The sequence below is a fragment of the Sedimentitalea sp. genome (genome assembly GCF_039973035.1).
Lineage (GTDB): Bacteria > Pseudomonadota > Alphaproteobacteria > Rhodobacterales > Rhodobacteraceae > Sedimentitalea.
In genome coordinates, this window is the sequence record NZ_JBDWLR010000085.1 from 85859 (window position 1) to 100662 (window position 14804).

Sequence of the window (14804 nt, forward strand, 5' to 3'; positions counted from 1 at the left end):
GTCACCCTGATCCTTCGTGAGCGACCTCAAGGGTCCTGCTTACGCATCAACGGAGAAACCGCGGTGTTCAGCACCGCACGAAAGTTTCGAAGAAGCCTTCCGGGCAGTCCGGCGGGCGTGGTGCATGAGGAGGACCTACTGTGCCAAATGTGAAGACCAGGGCGAACAGCCCAACCCTACCGGAAACGCTCCGGCTCAAGATCACCTACCGAAAGGTGGACGATCTCAAATCCTTTGCGGGCAACGCCCGTACCCATACCGACAAGCAAATCGCACAGATCGCGACATCAATCGAACAGTTTGGCTTCACTAACCCTGTGCTGATCGATGATGCCGATGGCATCGTCGCCGGACATGGACGTGTCGCAGCGGCGCGCAAGCTTGGACTAGCGGAAGTGCCCGTGATCAAACTGGCACATCTCAGCGACGCCGAGCGCCGCGCCTATGTCATCGCCGACAACCGCCTGGCCGAACTCGCCGGCTGGGATCACGAGATCCTCGCAATTGAATTGCAGGCCCTGTCCGACATGGAACTCGATTTCGACCTCGAGATTACGGGCTTTGAAACCGCTGAAATCGACCTGCTGCTCGACGATGACGATGTCAGCGACCATGACCCTGCCGATGTCGTTCCTGAGCCTGTGCCTGGCCCGGCGGTCACCCAGCCCGGTGACGTCTGGCACCTCGGCCGTCACAAACTGATCTGCGGCGATGCCCTGGATGCCGAGACGTATCAGATGTTGATGGGTGATGAACGCGCCCGCGCTGTCTTCACCGATCCGCCCTACAACGTGAAAATCGATGGCCACGTATGCGGCTCCGGTAAGGTCAAACATCGCGAATTCGTAATGGCCTCCGGTGAGATGGACAAATCTAGCTTCACCGATTTCCTTCACGATGCGCTCGCCGCTCTGGCCGATGTCAGCCTCGACGGTGCAATCCACTTCGTCTGTATGGATTGGCGTCATATGGACGAACTCAGCGCTGCTGGCGACAAAATCTATTCCGAACTCAAAAACCTCGTCGTCTGGGCCAAGACCAATGGCGGCATGGGCACCTTCTATCGCTCCCGCCATGAGCTGATCTTCGTTTACAAGGTCGGAACGGCAAAACACCTGAACACCTTCGGCCTCGGTGAAACCGGCCGCTACCGGACCAATGTCTGGGACTACCCTGGTGTCAACAGTTTCGGCGGCAACCAGGAAAATCTGGCGCTTCACCCGACCGTCAAACCTGTGGCGCTCGTGGCAGATGCGATCCGCGACGTAACCCGCCGCAATGATACCGTTCTAGATGGTTTTGGCGGCTCAGGCACCACGTTGATCGCGGCCGAACGCACGGGGCGCGTGGCGCGGATGATTGAACTCGATCCACTCTATTGCGATGTGATCTGCCGCCGCTTTGAAACGCTCACTGGCAAGCCAGCCATACTCGACGGCTCGGAGCAAACCTTCAATGACGTGGAAATCGAGCGTGCCAATGAATTGGCCGCGAAAACCGTGGAGGCCGCAGAATGACAGATCGCGACACTCCAAAGACCGGCTTCATGAATCCGCCTGAACACACCCGCTTCAAAAAGGGCAAGTCTGGTAATCCGCAGGGCCGCCCGCGCAAACCAAAGGACCTGAACACGGTTTTGCAGCAGGTGCTCAACCGCAAAGTCCGGATCAAGGACAACGAACGGAAGATGCCGATCCGTGATGCCCTTATCTGGACACTGCGTGGGTTGGCCCTCCAGGGCGACAAACAGGCTTTGTCCCTTCAGCGGCGGATCATCGAACAGGCAGGCCTGACACAAACCAAGTTGAATGATCCTGAGGCGAAGAAAGAAGAAATCCTGAACGCTTTGGAAAACATGGGCATCAAAGTAAAAAGATCGGAGGGTAAAAAATGAGCAGTGCAGACAAAGTTGGCTTCGGCGCCCCGCCAAAGCAGACCCGCTGGAAGAAGGGTGAGTCCGGTAATCCCAAGGGTCGGCCAAAGTCCAGATCAGAAATGATGATGGACGCCGCCAGTATCCTGACCCAGCCCATTGACGCGCGAACACCCGATGGCAAAACAATCAAACTCGACGGGATCGAAGCAGCCTTTCTTGCACTTTGCAAGAAAGGTCTGAAGGGTCACAAAGCATCCCTGCTGGAGGCGATAAGGATCATGCTGGAAGTCGGCCCCGCGGTGTTGGCGAAAGAAAACGAAGAAAAAGCTAAACGTCAGCAGATCTTGGAAAGCCTGGAACGCATGGGGGTGAAAATCTCCAAGGACTCCAAAATGTGCGACTAGTGCCAATTCAAACTGGACTTCCCGTTCGACACGAGCGTCACTGATCCCAAGCCCGGCCGAACCCCGGGCGCACCTCGGTACCAGGGCCAGCATACTGCTGGCCCGGCACACCCGAGGAGCAAACATGTCCAAATCCCAATCGAAACCGTCGCGCGAAACTAAGGCCTCAATCCTGCGCAAGCTTTTGAGCCGCAAGACTGGCGCCAATCTTGCCACCCTGCAGTCTGCCACCGGTTGGCAGCCCCACTCGGTCCGAGCGGCGCTGAGCGGGCTCAGGAAAGCCGGATACACCATCGACCGCGCTAATTCTGCCAAAGCTGGCAACGGGCTTATCTACCGCATCACTGGCACACCAGAGGACGCCCGGTGAGGCTCTCCGTGACCGAAATCGAAACCATGGACCGGGCGGCGCTGATCGCCGCCTGGGACGAGGCCTTCGGCACGCCCGTCCCGAAGCGCCTCAGTAGCCCGTTCCTGCACCGGTATCTGGCCTTCGAAATGCAGGCGAAGGAATGCGGCGGATTGCCCAAAGGGTTTGTCGGCAAGCTGGAAAAGGCGGCACGTGAAGACCGAGGCACCAACAACCCCACCCTCAAGACCGGTGGCCGCCTCATCCGTGAATGGAATGGCGTGACGCATGTTGTCGATGTCGTCGATGGCGGGTTCCTCTGGAACGGGCAGCGCTTTACTTCACTGTCGCCCATCGCCCGCGCGATTACCGGGGCCCGGTGGTCGGGTCCGCGGTTCTTCGGCCTGAAACGATCGGCGTGACCATGAGCAAACCGCGGATCCGCTGCGCCATCTATACACGCAAATCGTCTGATGAGGGGCTCGACCAAGACTTCAACTCGCTCGACGCCCAGCATGAGGCCTGTGTTGCCTATATCGCCAGCCAGCGGCATGAGGGCTGGGTTGCGGGCAAAACCCGCTACGACGACGGCGGCATCTCCGGCGGCACGCTCGACCGACCCGGCCTTCATCGCCTGCTAGCAGACATCGACGCGGGTCGCGTTCAGATGGTTGTGGTCTATAAGATCGACCGCCTGACACGATCCCTTGCCGACTTCGCCAAGCTAGTCGAGCGCTTCGATGCCACCGGCTGTTCTTTCGTCTCGGTCACGCAGGCCTTCAACACCGCTTCTTCCATGGGTCGGCTGACGCTGAATGTTCTGTTGTCCTTTGCCCAATTCGAGCGTGAGGTCACGGCCGAGCGCATCCGGGACAAGATTGCTGCCTCCAAGAAGAAGGGGCTCTGGATGGGCGGGGTACCCCCGCTGGGATACGATCCGCATCCTGACCCAAATATCCGCGGCCTGGTCGTCAATGTCGACGAGGCAGAAACCGTGCGAGAGATCTTCGCGCTCTACGACAAGTTCGCCTGCCTGAACGCAGTCATGCGCCGTGCGAATGAGATGGGCCTGCGCTCCAAGCTGCACCACTTCAAATCCGGGCGCATCCAGGGCGGCAATCCCTTCTCGCGCGGCCAGATCTATGCGCTGCTGCGCAACCCGATCTACATCGGCAAGATCCGACACAAGGCAAAGGTCTGGGACGGTCAACATGATGCTATCATTGACATTGAGTATTGGGATCGAGTGCAGGACAAGTTGCAGGCCGCCAGCGCGCGGCCGCGCGGCCGCGTGGGAGTAACACGGGCGTCAGGCTCTCACTATACAAGCCCGCTCACTGGCAAGTTGCGCGACGAAACCGGAGATCGACTGACGCCAACGCACACAAAACGTCGAGGCCGTCAGTTGCGATACTACACATCCAATCGGCTCATATCTGGTGGCACCGATCCGAGTGGCTGGCGGTTACCCGCGGGCCAGTTGGAACAAGCCGTTGCCAACATAATTGCGGAGCACATAGGAAATCTCGCCCGTGGTCATCGGATCCTTGTCAAGGCAGATCTCCAGGCAGGTGATGCAATTCGCGACAAGGCACTGGGGTTGGCGATGCAGCTATCGGAAAGCGCGCCAGAGCTAATTCGAAACCTTGTGTCGGAAGGATGCATCGGAAATGGGCGCATCACGTTGATTTTGGCAGCAACTGAACTGGCAAACGAACTGAGCCTGAAGTCGGATGCGATTGATGCGATGGCGCTCCAGATCGAAGCGCCGTTTGCGCTGCGTCGGCGGGGCGTCGAGGGCAAGATTGTTGTCGGGGATCGCGAGCCCGAACCAGACCAAACCCTTCTACGTGCCTTGGCCCGGGCACATGTCTGGACGGCAGATCTGCGCACCGGCAAACCCTTGAGCAAAATAGCCCTCGGAACCAGCCATTCCGAATCCTACATCCGGACCCGGGCCCAGCTCGCCTTTCTTTCACCCGCGATCCAGAAAGCGATCTTTGAAGGTCGCCAGCCATCAGACCTCACCCTCGAAAGGATCGTCCGCAAACCTATTCCACTCGAATGGGATGGGCAGGCCAAGTTGTACGGCTTTGACAGAAGTTCAGGTTTTCCCTGATCCCCATCTGCACTTCCCTGTTTCTGCAGAAAAGTTCCCTGATAATTACGAAAAAGTTCCCTGTTAATTTGCGCAGGGAAATCGCCTGTAACGCATTGAAATAACGTCCGGATTTACAGGGCAGTTTGGTCAGATAGCTCAGATTCCTGGAATTTTCCCTGTTAATTCCCTGTTAGCAGGGAATTTTTCCCTAACCGAAGCGCGTGATGGTGCCTCCGGAGACGACCCTGGAAAATCGCCCTGAACAACGGCACAACGATCGTCTCTCTGGAAAATGCAACAGTCCAAGCCCCCGGAAAATCGGGAGAAAACAGGGAAAAAAGCAGTTTGCTGACAGAGACTGGGGTGGGTGGCGGAGACGAAGTCCGTATAATTCCTGTTCCTTTGCATCTTCTGTCGTTCGCCTGTGTTCAACATATCGTATATATTTCAATAAGATAAATTCGCAGCACACCATTGAAGTTCGCTCACGTTCGCGCTAAATCAAGACAAAGTGTGGGAACAAATGTGGGAACGATCATGACTCTCAGCGCGCGCAAGGCGGAAACGGCGAAGCCGGGGCGGCACGGTGATGGGCGCGGTCTGTTCCTATACGTCAAACCAACGGGCGCGCGCTCTTGGGTGCTGCGCTATCAGGTACAAGGGCGGCGGCGTGATCTAGGTCTCGGGCCTTATCCCGATGTAAGCCTCGCCATGGCGCGAGAGCGCGCATCCGAGGCGCGGCGGCTCATTGCCATGGGTGACGACCCGATTGCCAAGAAACAGCAGGCCATGCCCAAGACGTTTCGAGATGCAGCCCTTGAACTGATCGAGAGCAAGCGCCCCGGCTGGAAAAGCGCCAAACACGCGTCGCAATGGACCTCGACCCTTGAAGCCTATGTTTTCCCGAAAGTAGGGCAGGTTCAGGTCGCTAAGATCGAAACCGCCGATGTGATGGGTACGCTTACCCCGATTTGGTCAAAGAAACCCGAGACAGCAAACCGGGTGCGCCAACGTATCGAAGCGGTGATCGACTATGCCACCGCGCTTGGCATCCGCGCGGGCGACAACCCGGCCCGGTGGCGTGGGCACCTCGACCACCTCTTGCCCAAGCCAACCAAGGTGCGCGCGGTCAAACATCACCCTGCCTTGCCCTATGCCGAAATTGCCGAGTTCATGGGCGATCTCTCGCAACGCAGGGGTGTTGCGGCGCGCGCTTTGGGCTTCACCATCCTGACAGCGGCACGCTCGGGAGAGACGCGCGGTATGACTTGGGGCGAAGTTGACCTCGAAAACGGCGTTTGGACCATTCCCGCGAACCGGATGAAAGCGGGCAAGGAGCACCGTGTGCCGTTGAGCGCGGGCACAATCGCCTTGCTTGGTCCCCGGCGGGATATTGCTTCCTTGGTGTTCGAAAGCGAAGCCAGACTGGGGAAGCCCATTTCCGACATGAGTATGACGGCGGTCCTGCGCCGCATGGGGCGCGATGGGATCACAGTTCATGGGTTCCGCTCCACCTTCCGTGATTGGGCTGGCGAAACAACCGGCTTTCCTCGTGAAGTGATCGAGGCCGCGCTGGCGCATGGGATCAAGGACAAGGCAGAGGCGGCATATGCCCGGTCGGACCTCTTTGATAAGCGGCGCGATTTGATGGCGGCTTGGGAGGGCGCTGCGAATTCATATGATCTTGGCGCAAATATTGTCCCGCTTTCGCAAGCATCTGAGAAAAGGCCGAAATAAAATCAATGCGGATCAATCCACATAGAGAGCTTTTTGCATTTTGATGAAAGCCTGTTTTACAGCACTTAGACCACCAAGTTTTTGCTTGCCTTCACCGACACTACCGTAGCGCGCAGACAGAAAGTTTCCGAGTTTGCCATGCGATAGCTCACCTTCGCCGCGCGTCTCATAGGCGCTCAGTATGGCAAGGAGCAATTCCTTCATGTCTCCGCTTGTTTCAACCAGTCCGTCCGTTCTGACGCCATCCGCGCGTTCGTGGCGTGTCTTGGGCGGGTGAGTGAACAAGGCATAACTCAGCACGTCAAACAAATCGCTGTCATGTGCGTCCACAAGTCTCCGAATGTCGTTCAACCTCTCTTGGTCATAGCCTCGATCTGAGAGTTGAGTGACAAAGTGTTCACGCGTATCGGGGTCGCTCCAGACCGCGCGCAATTGGTCTTCGTCTGCGACGATGCCAGACAGATCGCCACACAGTCGTTCCAATAACTGAATCGCCGACATGGGTTTGCCGTCTGGCCCCCAGTATGTCGTCGTCGCAAGATATGCGATCTGGCGGGTCTTGCCGTCCGAAAGCTTTACAACGATCTTCTCACGGGGCGGATCATCATCGCCGCCCGGCTCTGGTGGATCGCTATCAGTACCCGGCACCGGCGGATCGACAGGTGGACGCTTTCCGTTGGGAGGCTCAGGCGCTAGAGGTTCACCATCCCACTCAGGGTCGTTGAAATTCTCGTGAGCCTTCACGAAATCCCAGATCGTGAAGAAGTCCTTGCCGTCATAGGTACGCGTCCCGCGCCCGATGATCTGTTTGAATTCGATCATGGACCTCACCGGACGCATCAAGACGATGTGACGGACATTCCGCGCATCCACCCCGGTCGAAAGTTTTTGCGAGGTTGTGAGGATCGTTGGGATCGTCTTCTCGTTGTCCTGAAAATCGCGCAGCCATTGTTCGCCAACCGTGCCATCCTCAGCCGTTACGCGGTGGCAATAGTTGGGGTTGTCGCTGTCCTTCGCTTGGTTGATCAGGTCGCGGACCAGCGCAGCATGGTCCTGAGTGGCACAGAAAATAATCGTCTTCTGGCGCTGGTCAATCTGGTCCAGGAACTCGCGCACGCGACTTAATTCGCGGTCCTCGATGATGATCCGCGTATTGAAATCACCTTCGGTGAAGGTCTCGCCAACCTCGGCCTCACCAGCGACCAATTCATCCACCCCGTCATAGACGTATTCGTCAATCGTGCTGACCATCTGGCGCACTTTGAACGGAGTCAGGTAACCATCCTCGATCCCGTCGCGTAGCGCATAGGTGTAAACCGGCTCGCCGAAATAGGCGTAGGTGTCGGCGTTGTGCTTACGCTTGGGCGTGGCAGTCAGGCCGAGTTGGGCGGCGGGTTCGAAATATTCCAGCACTTGCCGCCATTGGCTTTCGTCTTTCGCCCCGCCTCGATGGCATTCGTCGATCACGATGAAATCGAAGAAGTCGGGCGGATACTGCGTGTAAACCGGCTCACCCTCGCCGGTCATGAAGGTCTGAAAAATGGTGAAGAAGAGGCTGGCGTTCTTGGGCACGCCCTTGTTCTTGCGAATGGTGCCGGGGTCGATGCGGGTGACGGCATCGTTGGGGAAGGCACTGAAGGCGTTGTAGGCCTGATCGGCGAGGATGTTGCGATCGGCGAGGAACAGAATGCGCGGGCGGCGGACTGGTTCGCCCGACAGGTTCCACTTGGCCTGAAACAGCTTCCACGCGATCTGGAACGCAATTGAGGTCTTGCCGGTGCCGGTCGCAAGCGTCAGCAGGATGCGCCGGTCGCCCTTTGCGAGGGACTCCAGCGCTGCGTTGACGGCTTTGTGTTGATAGTAGCGCAGTTCCCATTTGCCGCCATCCGTCTCGAACTCCACGGCACCGAAACGTTCGCGCCAATCGTTGTTGGTGGCAAAGGTGCGGTCCCAAAGTTCATCGGGCGTGGGGAATGGCAGGACCATGTCGGCCTCGGCCCCCGTGGTCATGTCGATCTGATACCAGCACAGCCCGTTGGAGGCGTAGGCATAGCGCGAGCCTAGGCGGGTCGCGTAGTCTTTGGCCTGACCGATGCCGTTGCGGTGGCTGACGCCTGCGCGCTTGGCTTCCAACACGGCGAGCTTCTGCCCCTTGTGGATGAGGACATAATCGGCAGATAGTCCCTTGCCGCGCGTGCCGCCGGACTGGATGCGCCCAGGACAAATAACCTCACGACGCACCTTCGAGCCGTTCTGCCCCCAGCCTGCCGCCGCAAGGACGGGGTCTATGCGCTCGGCGCGGGTATCGGCTTCGGTCTCGGTGGTGAATGACATGGCTTAAATCAGCTTTCTTTAGCCTCAATTACTTTCAGAAGGTTCGCTTTCATCGAATAAATCGACCTCACAGCACGGCACACGCTCTTCGCGGTCTCCGGGGTCGCGGCGTATTGATCTGCATGTGCCACTTTGTTGCGCAGGCGTTCTATGTCGCGAAAGGTTTTTCCGAGCTTGTTGCGGCCTTCGTTTAAGAGGTTGGATTTACATATGACGCCTGCTTTGTCGCTCAATTGAGCGAAGGCAATTTCACTTACGAAACTGTCGCGTTTTTTTGCATCGTCTATGGCATCCTTCAATTTTTGTTTCCGCCCATCACTGAGAAGGTTCATCCAATCTGCGGGAGCTTTCCAGTTTCGTTCAATGGCCAAGGCCATTGCCATTTCCAGACTGGTAATCAGGGCAAAAAGAGAGGCTCTGACAGGCAGTTTCTGGAGGTCCGACAGACTGACTAACCCGGCGATCTGATTGCCCGACACGACGAGATTGGTCGGGTGTGTGTCCGCCTGCATTACGAAGTCGAAAATGCTTGCGTCGGCCCCTATGACGATGTCCTCGGAGAGAGGAGCGAAATCGTGGGAAATTCGCGTCTCAGGAGCATCTTCAGTGAACCAACGTTCCGCGTGATAAAGCCCAATGACGCGCTTATCCCCGTTCACGACGGGAAAATAGCTGAACTGGTGCAGGTTTCGCGCCTTCACCTGAGCGGCAGTCTCGTCGGGTGTGCAGGTCACAAAGTCTTCTCGCGGCACCATCATCAATTCGACCTTCAGACTGCCCTGAACAAGTTTCAGGGCGTCGAGGCTGGCATCGTGATTAGTGGCCCAGTTCATGCCAGCACACACGGCCCCATTGAACCGTTTTGACCCAAGCCCGCCGCCGCAACGACGGGGTCTATGCGCTCGGCGCGGGTATCGGCTTCGGTTTCGTCGTGAATGCTCATCCGGCTCCTTCGTCCTGCGCTGGATCGTAGTTGTACCGGGCTTCATTGCCGCCGGGGTTCACTCGTGTTGCATTGCGGGATACTCCCGGAAAATCTTCATTCTTAACACCGGTGCCGAAGCGCCGTCCGAACTGCTGTCGTGCCTGTCCATCACCGATAGCTTGCCATTCTTCTTTCGTGAACAAGTGTTCGATTTCGAATCCATTTTGCGGTTCCTGTTGACGCAGCCGCTCCTGGATCGTGCCAAAATACTCCTCAAACATGCTGTTACCTCGTAAGTTCGCCCGCGAAGGCTTTCTGCAAAAGGGATTGGCGAAGATCGCCAAGGTCTTGGAGTTTTTCAGTATACTCGGTTTTTAACCTACGGGAATGTGCGTCTATTCTGGAAATTTGGTCAATTGCCGCGCGCTGAAAATTAAAGTCTGGGATTGGAAAAAGGCGACTGCTAAAGGTTCCGAGATTTATGTTATCCCTAGCGCTGCCTTTTCCGGCTTCTTTCAACTCAGCCTTTACGAATTGCAGTAGAAAATCGAGGAACTCGGAGTCAGCTTTGCTTGGATCGGGGACCATCCCGATCACGCTATCTGGGAAGCAAGCGTCGAATTCCAGAATAGCACTTTCGCCAATCGTAGCACCGACGATGGCAACGCAAACTGTCCCTTTCGGCCAAACTCTGCTTTGCGCCACGCCTTCGGGTGAGTACGTCTGAGTAAAGTCAACGAGAAAATGATCTGCCCGGCTCAAGTCGCCGGTCTGAACAAAAGGCATATCACCGCCATAAAGACGCGGATCGTTGCGTGGCCTGTGCCTCGACTTACCACGACCAAATTCAACGCAAACGTCTGCAATGTTCCGCAGCGGCCAATTTTCTCGATTGTCTGAGAACAAGGAGCGGAGAGACGCGGTGAACAACTCCTGAGTGTTTTGGAGGTTGGCTTCGGCGTGAGCGCGGGCGCGGTCCAGACCCTCAAAGGCCTCGTCCAGAATCGTAACAATTCGCTGTTGTTCTACGAGAGGCGGGATTGGGATGGGTAGTTTTGCAAGGTCGCGAGGATAAACATGCGGCTGAGCAGCTCCCCGCGCTAGCTCAGAGTAGATGAACGGCTGAATTGCAAGTAGGTAGCGATAGACAAACTGTACGTCGAGATTGTCGTTTGTGGGGAGCACTGTTGAGCTGTCTGATGCCCAGATTGGTACATCAAAGAAATTCACGAAGCCTGCGTTCGCGCCTGAACCAGACACTGTAACAACGTTTGCCGGACGGTTCGGAGTATCATGAAAATATGCCGGATTTATTCCTCCAGCTACTACTGGAACGTTCCCTGACCGCGCCGTTTTCTTGGTGATCGTGGTGCCTCTCGTAACATCACAAACTTCACCTAGCGGCTTGCATGGCCATTTGCTTTCGCCAAGAGGGTTATCGTAATCTTGACCGCTATCCTTCACAACATCCCCCGAATGTTCTCCAGAATGTCCGCCGTCTCGATATCGCGCGCCAACATGTCAGCGATGATCTCTTCAGGACCGCGCAGCGCCTCGGCCTCTGGCGCGTTTGGGTTCTTGACCGACAAATCAATCGTTTCCTCGTCCAGATCGGCGCGTTTGACGATCCAGCTTTTTGGCCCGTTGGTGCGGGTGCGCTGCAACTCAACGAACTCCGCCAGATCGTCGTCGTTCAGCGGGTTGGTCTTGCCCATGTTGCGCCCCGGATCGAGCTGGTAAAACCAGATGCCCCGCGTCGGTGCGCCCTTTTCAAAGAACAGCACCACAGTTTTCACACCCGCCCCCTGAAAAGTACCGGACGGGCAATCGAGGATGGTGTGCAGTTCCGACGCCTCCAGCAGTTCCTTGCGAAGCGCGACGCTCGCGTTGTCAGTATTGCTGAGGAAGGTGTTCTTGATGACGACAGCGGCGCGGCCACCGGCTCGCAGCTTGCGGATGAAGTGTTGCAGGAACAGGTAGGCGGTCTCGCCCGTGCGGATCGGGAAGTTCTGCTGCACCTCGCGCCGCTCGCCGCCACCGAAAGGGGGATTGGCGAGGATGATATCGTGGCGGTCCTTTTCCTGAATATCCATCACGTTTTCATTCAGCGTGTTGGAGTGGACAAGGTTCGGGGCCTCGATGCCGTGCAGGACCAAGTTCATGATCCCGATTATGTAGGCGAGGCCCTTCTTTTCCTGTCCATAGAAGGTCTTGGTTTGCAGGGTCTCAAATTCAGATGCCGACAGGGTATCGGTGCGCATGTAGTTATAGGCTTCGCAGAGGAAGCCCGCAGAGCCGACCGCGCCGTCATAGACCGTTTCGCCGATCTTTGGGTCGGTGACCTTGATCATGGCGCGGATAAGCGGGCGCGGCGTGTAATATTCGCCGCCATTTCTTCCTGCATTTCCCATGCGCCGGATGCGGGATTCGTAAAGTTGTGATAGCTCGTGGCGCTGGTCCTGCGTGTTGAACGCCAGCCCGTCCACCTGTTCCAGCACGTCGCGCAGGATGTAGCCTGAGCGGAACTTGTTGCGCAGTTCGGTGAAGACCTCGCCGATCTTGTATTCGATGGTCTGCGGCCCGGTAGCAGATTGGCGGAATGCGGCAAGGTATGGGAACAATTCCTGATCGACGAAAGTGATCAGATCGTCGCCGATGCGCGCCGCGTTGTGATCGAACTCGCCATCCGCCTTGGGAGCGGCCCATTTGTCCCACTGATAAGCGCCGGTGATGATCGGGGCGTAGTCATTCCCTTCGAGTTCTGCACGGTCGGCGCGCTCGGCTTCGAGGTCGTGCAGGTATTTCAGGAACAACACCCAAGAGGTTTGTTCGACGTAGTCCAGTTCGTTGGCGATACCTTCTTCAGCCCGGAGGTCTCGTTCAATTTTACTAAATGCGTTTTCGTACACGGCCCGCTCAATCGCTAATTGTTTCAGCGCTGATGTGATCAGGAATTACCGGCGAACTCAAGAGACTTGAAGCGGATGCCGGTGAACCCCATAATGAGAATGTCATTAGGGATCAGGTGCTGCATATGGCTTCTTCCAGCGGATTCTTACGAAAGTCTCCCCCGGCGCGGCTGCAACATTTTTTCACTGAGCGGCTGGTGCCTTTTCCAGATGGCTTTGACTGGACAAGCGATGGGCGCGGAACGGCTTTGGTTCGGTCGATTGAGGCACTCATTTCAGAATTGCCCGATCTCCAGCAGGACAACATCAATGCGGAACTCGACCACCTGTCCAGCTTGGCCGATACCGATGGTATGACCAGTGCGGAGCAAATCTGTGCGGGCAACAGCATTGAGCTTGAAGGACTAGAGGGTGTTGAGGATGCTCTTTTGATGCTTGCGATTGCGCATCCCCAGATGATCGACAGGGTGTCGGCGCAGGCGTCCTTGATGCGCAGGACAGGCGGCAGGAACTGGTCAGCGTTCCAATTTGACAACGATGGAAAGCCATGGGCGCTGGGAAGTGACGCGGCACGCAATGGATTCCTTGCTGACGCCATTTCAATTCTCGACCTGCCCGAGCATCGCAAGCGCGAAGCGGATTGGTACAAGACCATCAAGACCAATCCGATCACGGGCGAGGAAACCGAAATCGTTCACGCCACGATTTACGTCGAAGCGAGAGCGGAAAGTGAATTGGCGTTTGGTGCGTCAAATACCCTTGACCGCCAATTGGTGCAAAAGGTGATGGAAGTTGGGATTGCCTGCGATGCCAAGGAGCGGATCGTCGAGATTTGCGCGAAGGGAGGAAAGAAGGTCCGGGATGAATACGTTGCCTCTTTTGCCAAGCATTTTGCGCCCCAATCGGAAACCCCAGTCGAAACGCCGCGCCGGAATGTCATGCTCGACACCCTGAAATCCCCACAAATTTTTCTGACGGAACCAGCTGACGGCATTGAGCGGGTGGAAGTTTCGTCGCTGGATTTCTTTTCGACCGGCGGCGGTTTCACACGGATTGAGAAACGCGGTGAGGGCGAAACACTCTACCATTTCCTTGAACGAAGATTTGGTGGTTTTTCGCCGCTTCGCCTGGGCGGCTGGCACATGACGGGGGCGACCATTCGAATCATCATTGCCGCAAAGGAGGACCAGCGTCGCCATACCCTGACCGTAACGCTTCGGACGCCCAACACGACGACCCTGCCCAATAAGACCGAGCAGGATCGGCAATTCGTTTTTGGGCTATTGGAACGGTGGAACCTGCTTGCTCCTCGGCACATGGATGATGCAAAAGTCGAGGTGGTAGATTGAGCGCAATTGAACTGCTCGCACAGATCATCGCTCAAAGGGTTAAGATCTCATCCGCGTCTCTCCGTATGGCACCGGGGTTTGGCCACCTTATGCAACACGGCTATCTCCGCGATGCCGGTGTGGTGTCGTCGCTGGCATGTATGGATTGCGATCAGGCACACGATGCCGAGGTGGTTTTTGACCACGGCCAATACGGCTATTCCTGCCCTGACCTTGGTTTTATCCCTGTCGGACGTGACGAGGTCCAAGCGGTCATTCCTCACATACCCAAGCTCATAGAAAGCCTCGCCGATGCCTTTCAGTGCAAACGCCGCAAGGCGTCACCCTTGCGCGCAGAAACATGGCGGATCGGCGCTGTCGATCTCGGTCGGGGCGACGCAATACTATTTTTTCAACCCAGCCTCCGCGACGCAGAAGACTTGCACGCATTTGATGATGCGCAGTCCCGCGAAGTAAGATCGGCTTGGCGTTTGATTGTCACGGCAGAGGGTGCGTCGACCGTGCACGGGGCCACAGCAATTCGCTTGTGCGAGTTAGTTGAAATGGACGAGAAGGATGGGCGGTTGGTTCCGATGTCGGGCCTTGGCGCGCTGCTTGGTATTCCATCGAAGAATGCAGGCGGCGCACCCAATCGGTTCGGTGAGCCACTCAGTGCCATCATCAAAGCCCGGAAACGGAATCACCAAACTCTGACGGGAGTCAATAAGGAGGCCAGAGCCGTCCTGGCGGTCTTTGAACGGGAGCACCCAGACCTCGACCCGCCCTCTATATCCAGTGTAAAGAGCTATTTGAGCAAAATTCAGGGCGGTTAATAACTGGT

14 protein-coding genes are annotated in these 14804 nt (G+C 56.8%); 9 read left to right on the top strand and 5 right to left on the bottom strand.

Going from position 1 to position 14804, the window contains the following annotated elements; all coding sequences use genetic code 11:
• The first annotated feature begins 215 nt into the window (after positions 1 to 215).
• The 7 genes from ABJO75_RS20925 (at position 216) to ABJO75_RS20955 (ending at position 6467) form a co-directional block, all read left to right on the top strand.
• Entirely contained in the window at positions 216 to 1517 is a 1302-nt protein-coding gene (locus ABJO75_RS20925; RefSeq protein WP_348133765.1) for a DNA methyltransferase, read from the top strand.
• Complete coding sequence (locus ABJO75_RS20930) at positions 1514 to 1894, top strand: DUF5681 domain-containing protein (RefSeq protein WP_348133768.1); 381 nt, start codon at positions 1514 to 1516, stop codon at positions 1892 to 1894. Before ABJO75_RS20925 ends, ABJO75_RS20930 begins: the two co-directional genes overlap by 4 nt.
• Positions 1891 to 2280, top strand: a complete 390-nt coding sequence (locus ABJO75_RS20935) for a DUF5681 domain-containing protein (protein ID WP_348133771.1) — start codon at positions 1891 to 1893, stop codon at positions 2278 to 2280. The genes ABJO75_RS20930 and ABJO75_RS20935 overlap by 4 nt, the downstream gene beginning before the upstream one ends.
• A gap of 124 nt (positions 2281 to 2404) precedes the next feature.
• Positions 2405 to 2650 carry a DUF3489 domain-containing protein gene (locus tag ABJO75_RS20940; protein ID WP_348133774.1) on the top strand — a complete coding sequence of 82 codons (246 nt, stop codon included), beginning with the start codon at positions 2405 to 2407 and terminating at the stop codon, positions 2648 to 2650.
• A gap of 8 nt (positions 2651 to 2658) precedes the next feature.
• Positions 2659 to 3051: a DUF2924 domain-containing protein gene (locus tag ABJO75_RS20945; RefSeq protein WP_348133776.1), complete on the top strand. Its 393-nt coding sequence runs from the start codon at positions 2659 to 2661 to the stop codon at positions 3049 to 3051.
• A gap of 2 nt (positions 3052 to 3053) precedes the next feature.
• Positions 3054 to 4748, top strand: a complete 1695-nt coding sequence (locus ABJO75_RS20950; protein ID WP_348133778.1) for a recombinase family protein — start codon at positions 3054 to 3056, stop codon at positions 4746 to 4748.
• Positions 4749 to 5267: 519 nt separating this feature from the next.
• On the top strand, positions 5268 to 6467 hold the full coding sequence (locus ABJO75_RS20955; RefSeq protein WP_348133780.1) for an integrase arm-type DNA-binding domain-containing protein: 1200 nt from the start codon (positions 5268 to 5270) through the stop codon (positions 6465 to 6467).
• A gap of 12 nt (positions 6468 to 6479) precedes the next feature.
• Here ABJO75_RS20955 and ABJO75_RS20960 read toward each other — a convergent pair whose 3' ends face one another.
• From ABJO75_RS20960 to ABJO75_RS20980, 5 genes are all read right to left on the bottom strand, one after another.
• Positions 6480 to 8801: a DEAD/DEAH box helicase family protein gene (locus ABJO75_RS20960; RefSeq protein ID WP_348133782.1), complete on the bottom strand. Its 2322-nt coding sequence runs from the start codon at positions 8799 to 8801 to the stop codon at positions 6480 to 6482.
• Between the two features lie 8 nt (positions 8802 to 8809).
• Complete coding sequence (locus tag ABJO75_RS20965) at positions 8810 to 9634, bottom strand: CBS domain-containing protein (protein WP_348133784.1); 825 nt, start codon at positions 9632 to 9634, stop codon at positions 8810 to 8812.
• Between the two features lie 106 nt (positions 9635 to 9740).
• Positions 9741 to 10007 (bottom strand): DUF1413 domain-containing protein, encoded by a 267-nt coding sequence (locus ABJO75_RS20970; protein WP_348133785.1) that lies wholly within the window; start codon positions 10005 to 10007, stop codon positions 9741 to 9743.
• A gap of 4 nt (positions 10008 to 10011) precedes the next feature.
• The gene (locus ABJO75_RS20975; protein WP_348133787.1) at positions 10012 to 11190 is read right to left on the bottom strand and encodes a restriction endonuclease subunit S; all 1179 of its coding nucleotides are present in this window, start codon (positions 11188 to 11190) and stop codon (positions 10012 to 10014) included.
• Positions 11187 to 12635 carry an N-6 DNA methylase gene (locus ABJO75_RS20980; protein ID WP_348133789.1) on the bottom strand — a complete coding sequence of 483 codons (1449 nt, stop codon included), beginning with the start codon at positions 12633 to 12635 and terminating at the stop codon, positions 11187 to 11189. Before ABJO75_RS20980 ends, ABJO75_RS20975 begins: the two co-directional genes overlap by 4 nt.
• Before the next feature lie 197 nt (positions 12636 to 12832).
• On the opposite strand from ABJO75_RS20980, the gene ABJO75_RS20985 reads away from it, so the two are divergent.
• Positions 12833 to 13984 carry a hypothetical protein gene (locus tag ABJO75_RS20985; protein ID WP_348133791.1) on the top strand — a complete coding sequence of 384 codons (1152 nt, stop codon included), beginning with the start codon at positions 12833 to 12835 and terminating at the stop codon, positions 13982 to 13984.
• Complete coding sequence (locus ABJO75_RS20990; protein ID WP_348133794.1) at positions 13981 to 14796, top strand: hypothetical protein; 816 nt, start codon at positions 13981 to 13983, stop codon at positions 14794 to 14796. The genes ABJO75_RS20985 and ABJO75_RS20990 overlap by 4 nt, the downstream gene beginning before the upstream one ends.
• Positions 14797 to 14804 lie beyond the last annotated feature (8 nt).

What these genes read in the sequence shown, in the direction of transcription:
- ABJO75_RS20935 (WP_348133771.1), top strand. Translation starts at nt 1,891, where the DNA reads ATGAGCAGTGCAGACAAAGTTGGCTTCGGCGCCCCGCCAAAGCAGACC.
- ABJO75_RS20950 (WP_348133778.1), top strand. Translation starts at nt 3,054, where the DNA reads ATGAGCAAACCGCGGATCCGCTGCGCCATCTATACACGCAAATCGTCT.
- ABJO75_RS20970 (WP_348133785.1), bottom strand. Translation starts at nt 10,007, where the DNA reads ATGTTTGAGGAGTATTTTGGCACGATCCAGGAGCGGCTGCGTCAACAG.
- ABJO75_RS20965 (WP_348133784.1), bottom strand. Translation starts at nt 9,634, where the DNA reads ATGAACTGGGCCACTAATCACGATGCCAGCCTCGACGCCCTGAAACTT.
- ABJO75_RS20960 (WP_348133782.1), bottom strand. Translation starts at nt 8,801, where the DNA reads ATGTCATTCACCACCGAGACCGAAGCCGATACCCGCGCCGAGCGCATA.
- ABJO75_RS20955 (WP_348133780.1), top strand. Translation starts at nt 5,268, where the DNA reads ATGACTCTCAGCGCGCGCAAGGCGGAAACGGCGAAGCCGGGGCGGCAC.
- ABJO75_RS20930 (WP_348133768.1), top strand. Translation starts at nt 1,514, where the DNA reads ATGACAGATCGCGACACTCCAAAGACCGGCTTCATGAATCCGCCTGAA.
- ABJO75_RS20940 (WP_348133774.1), top strand. Translation starts at nt 2,405, where the DNA reads ATGTCCAAATCCCAATCGAAACCGTCGCGCGAAACTAAGGCCTCAATC.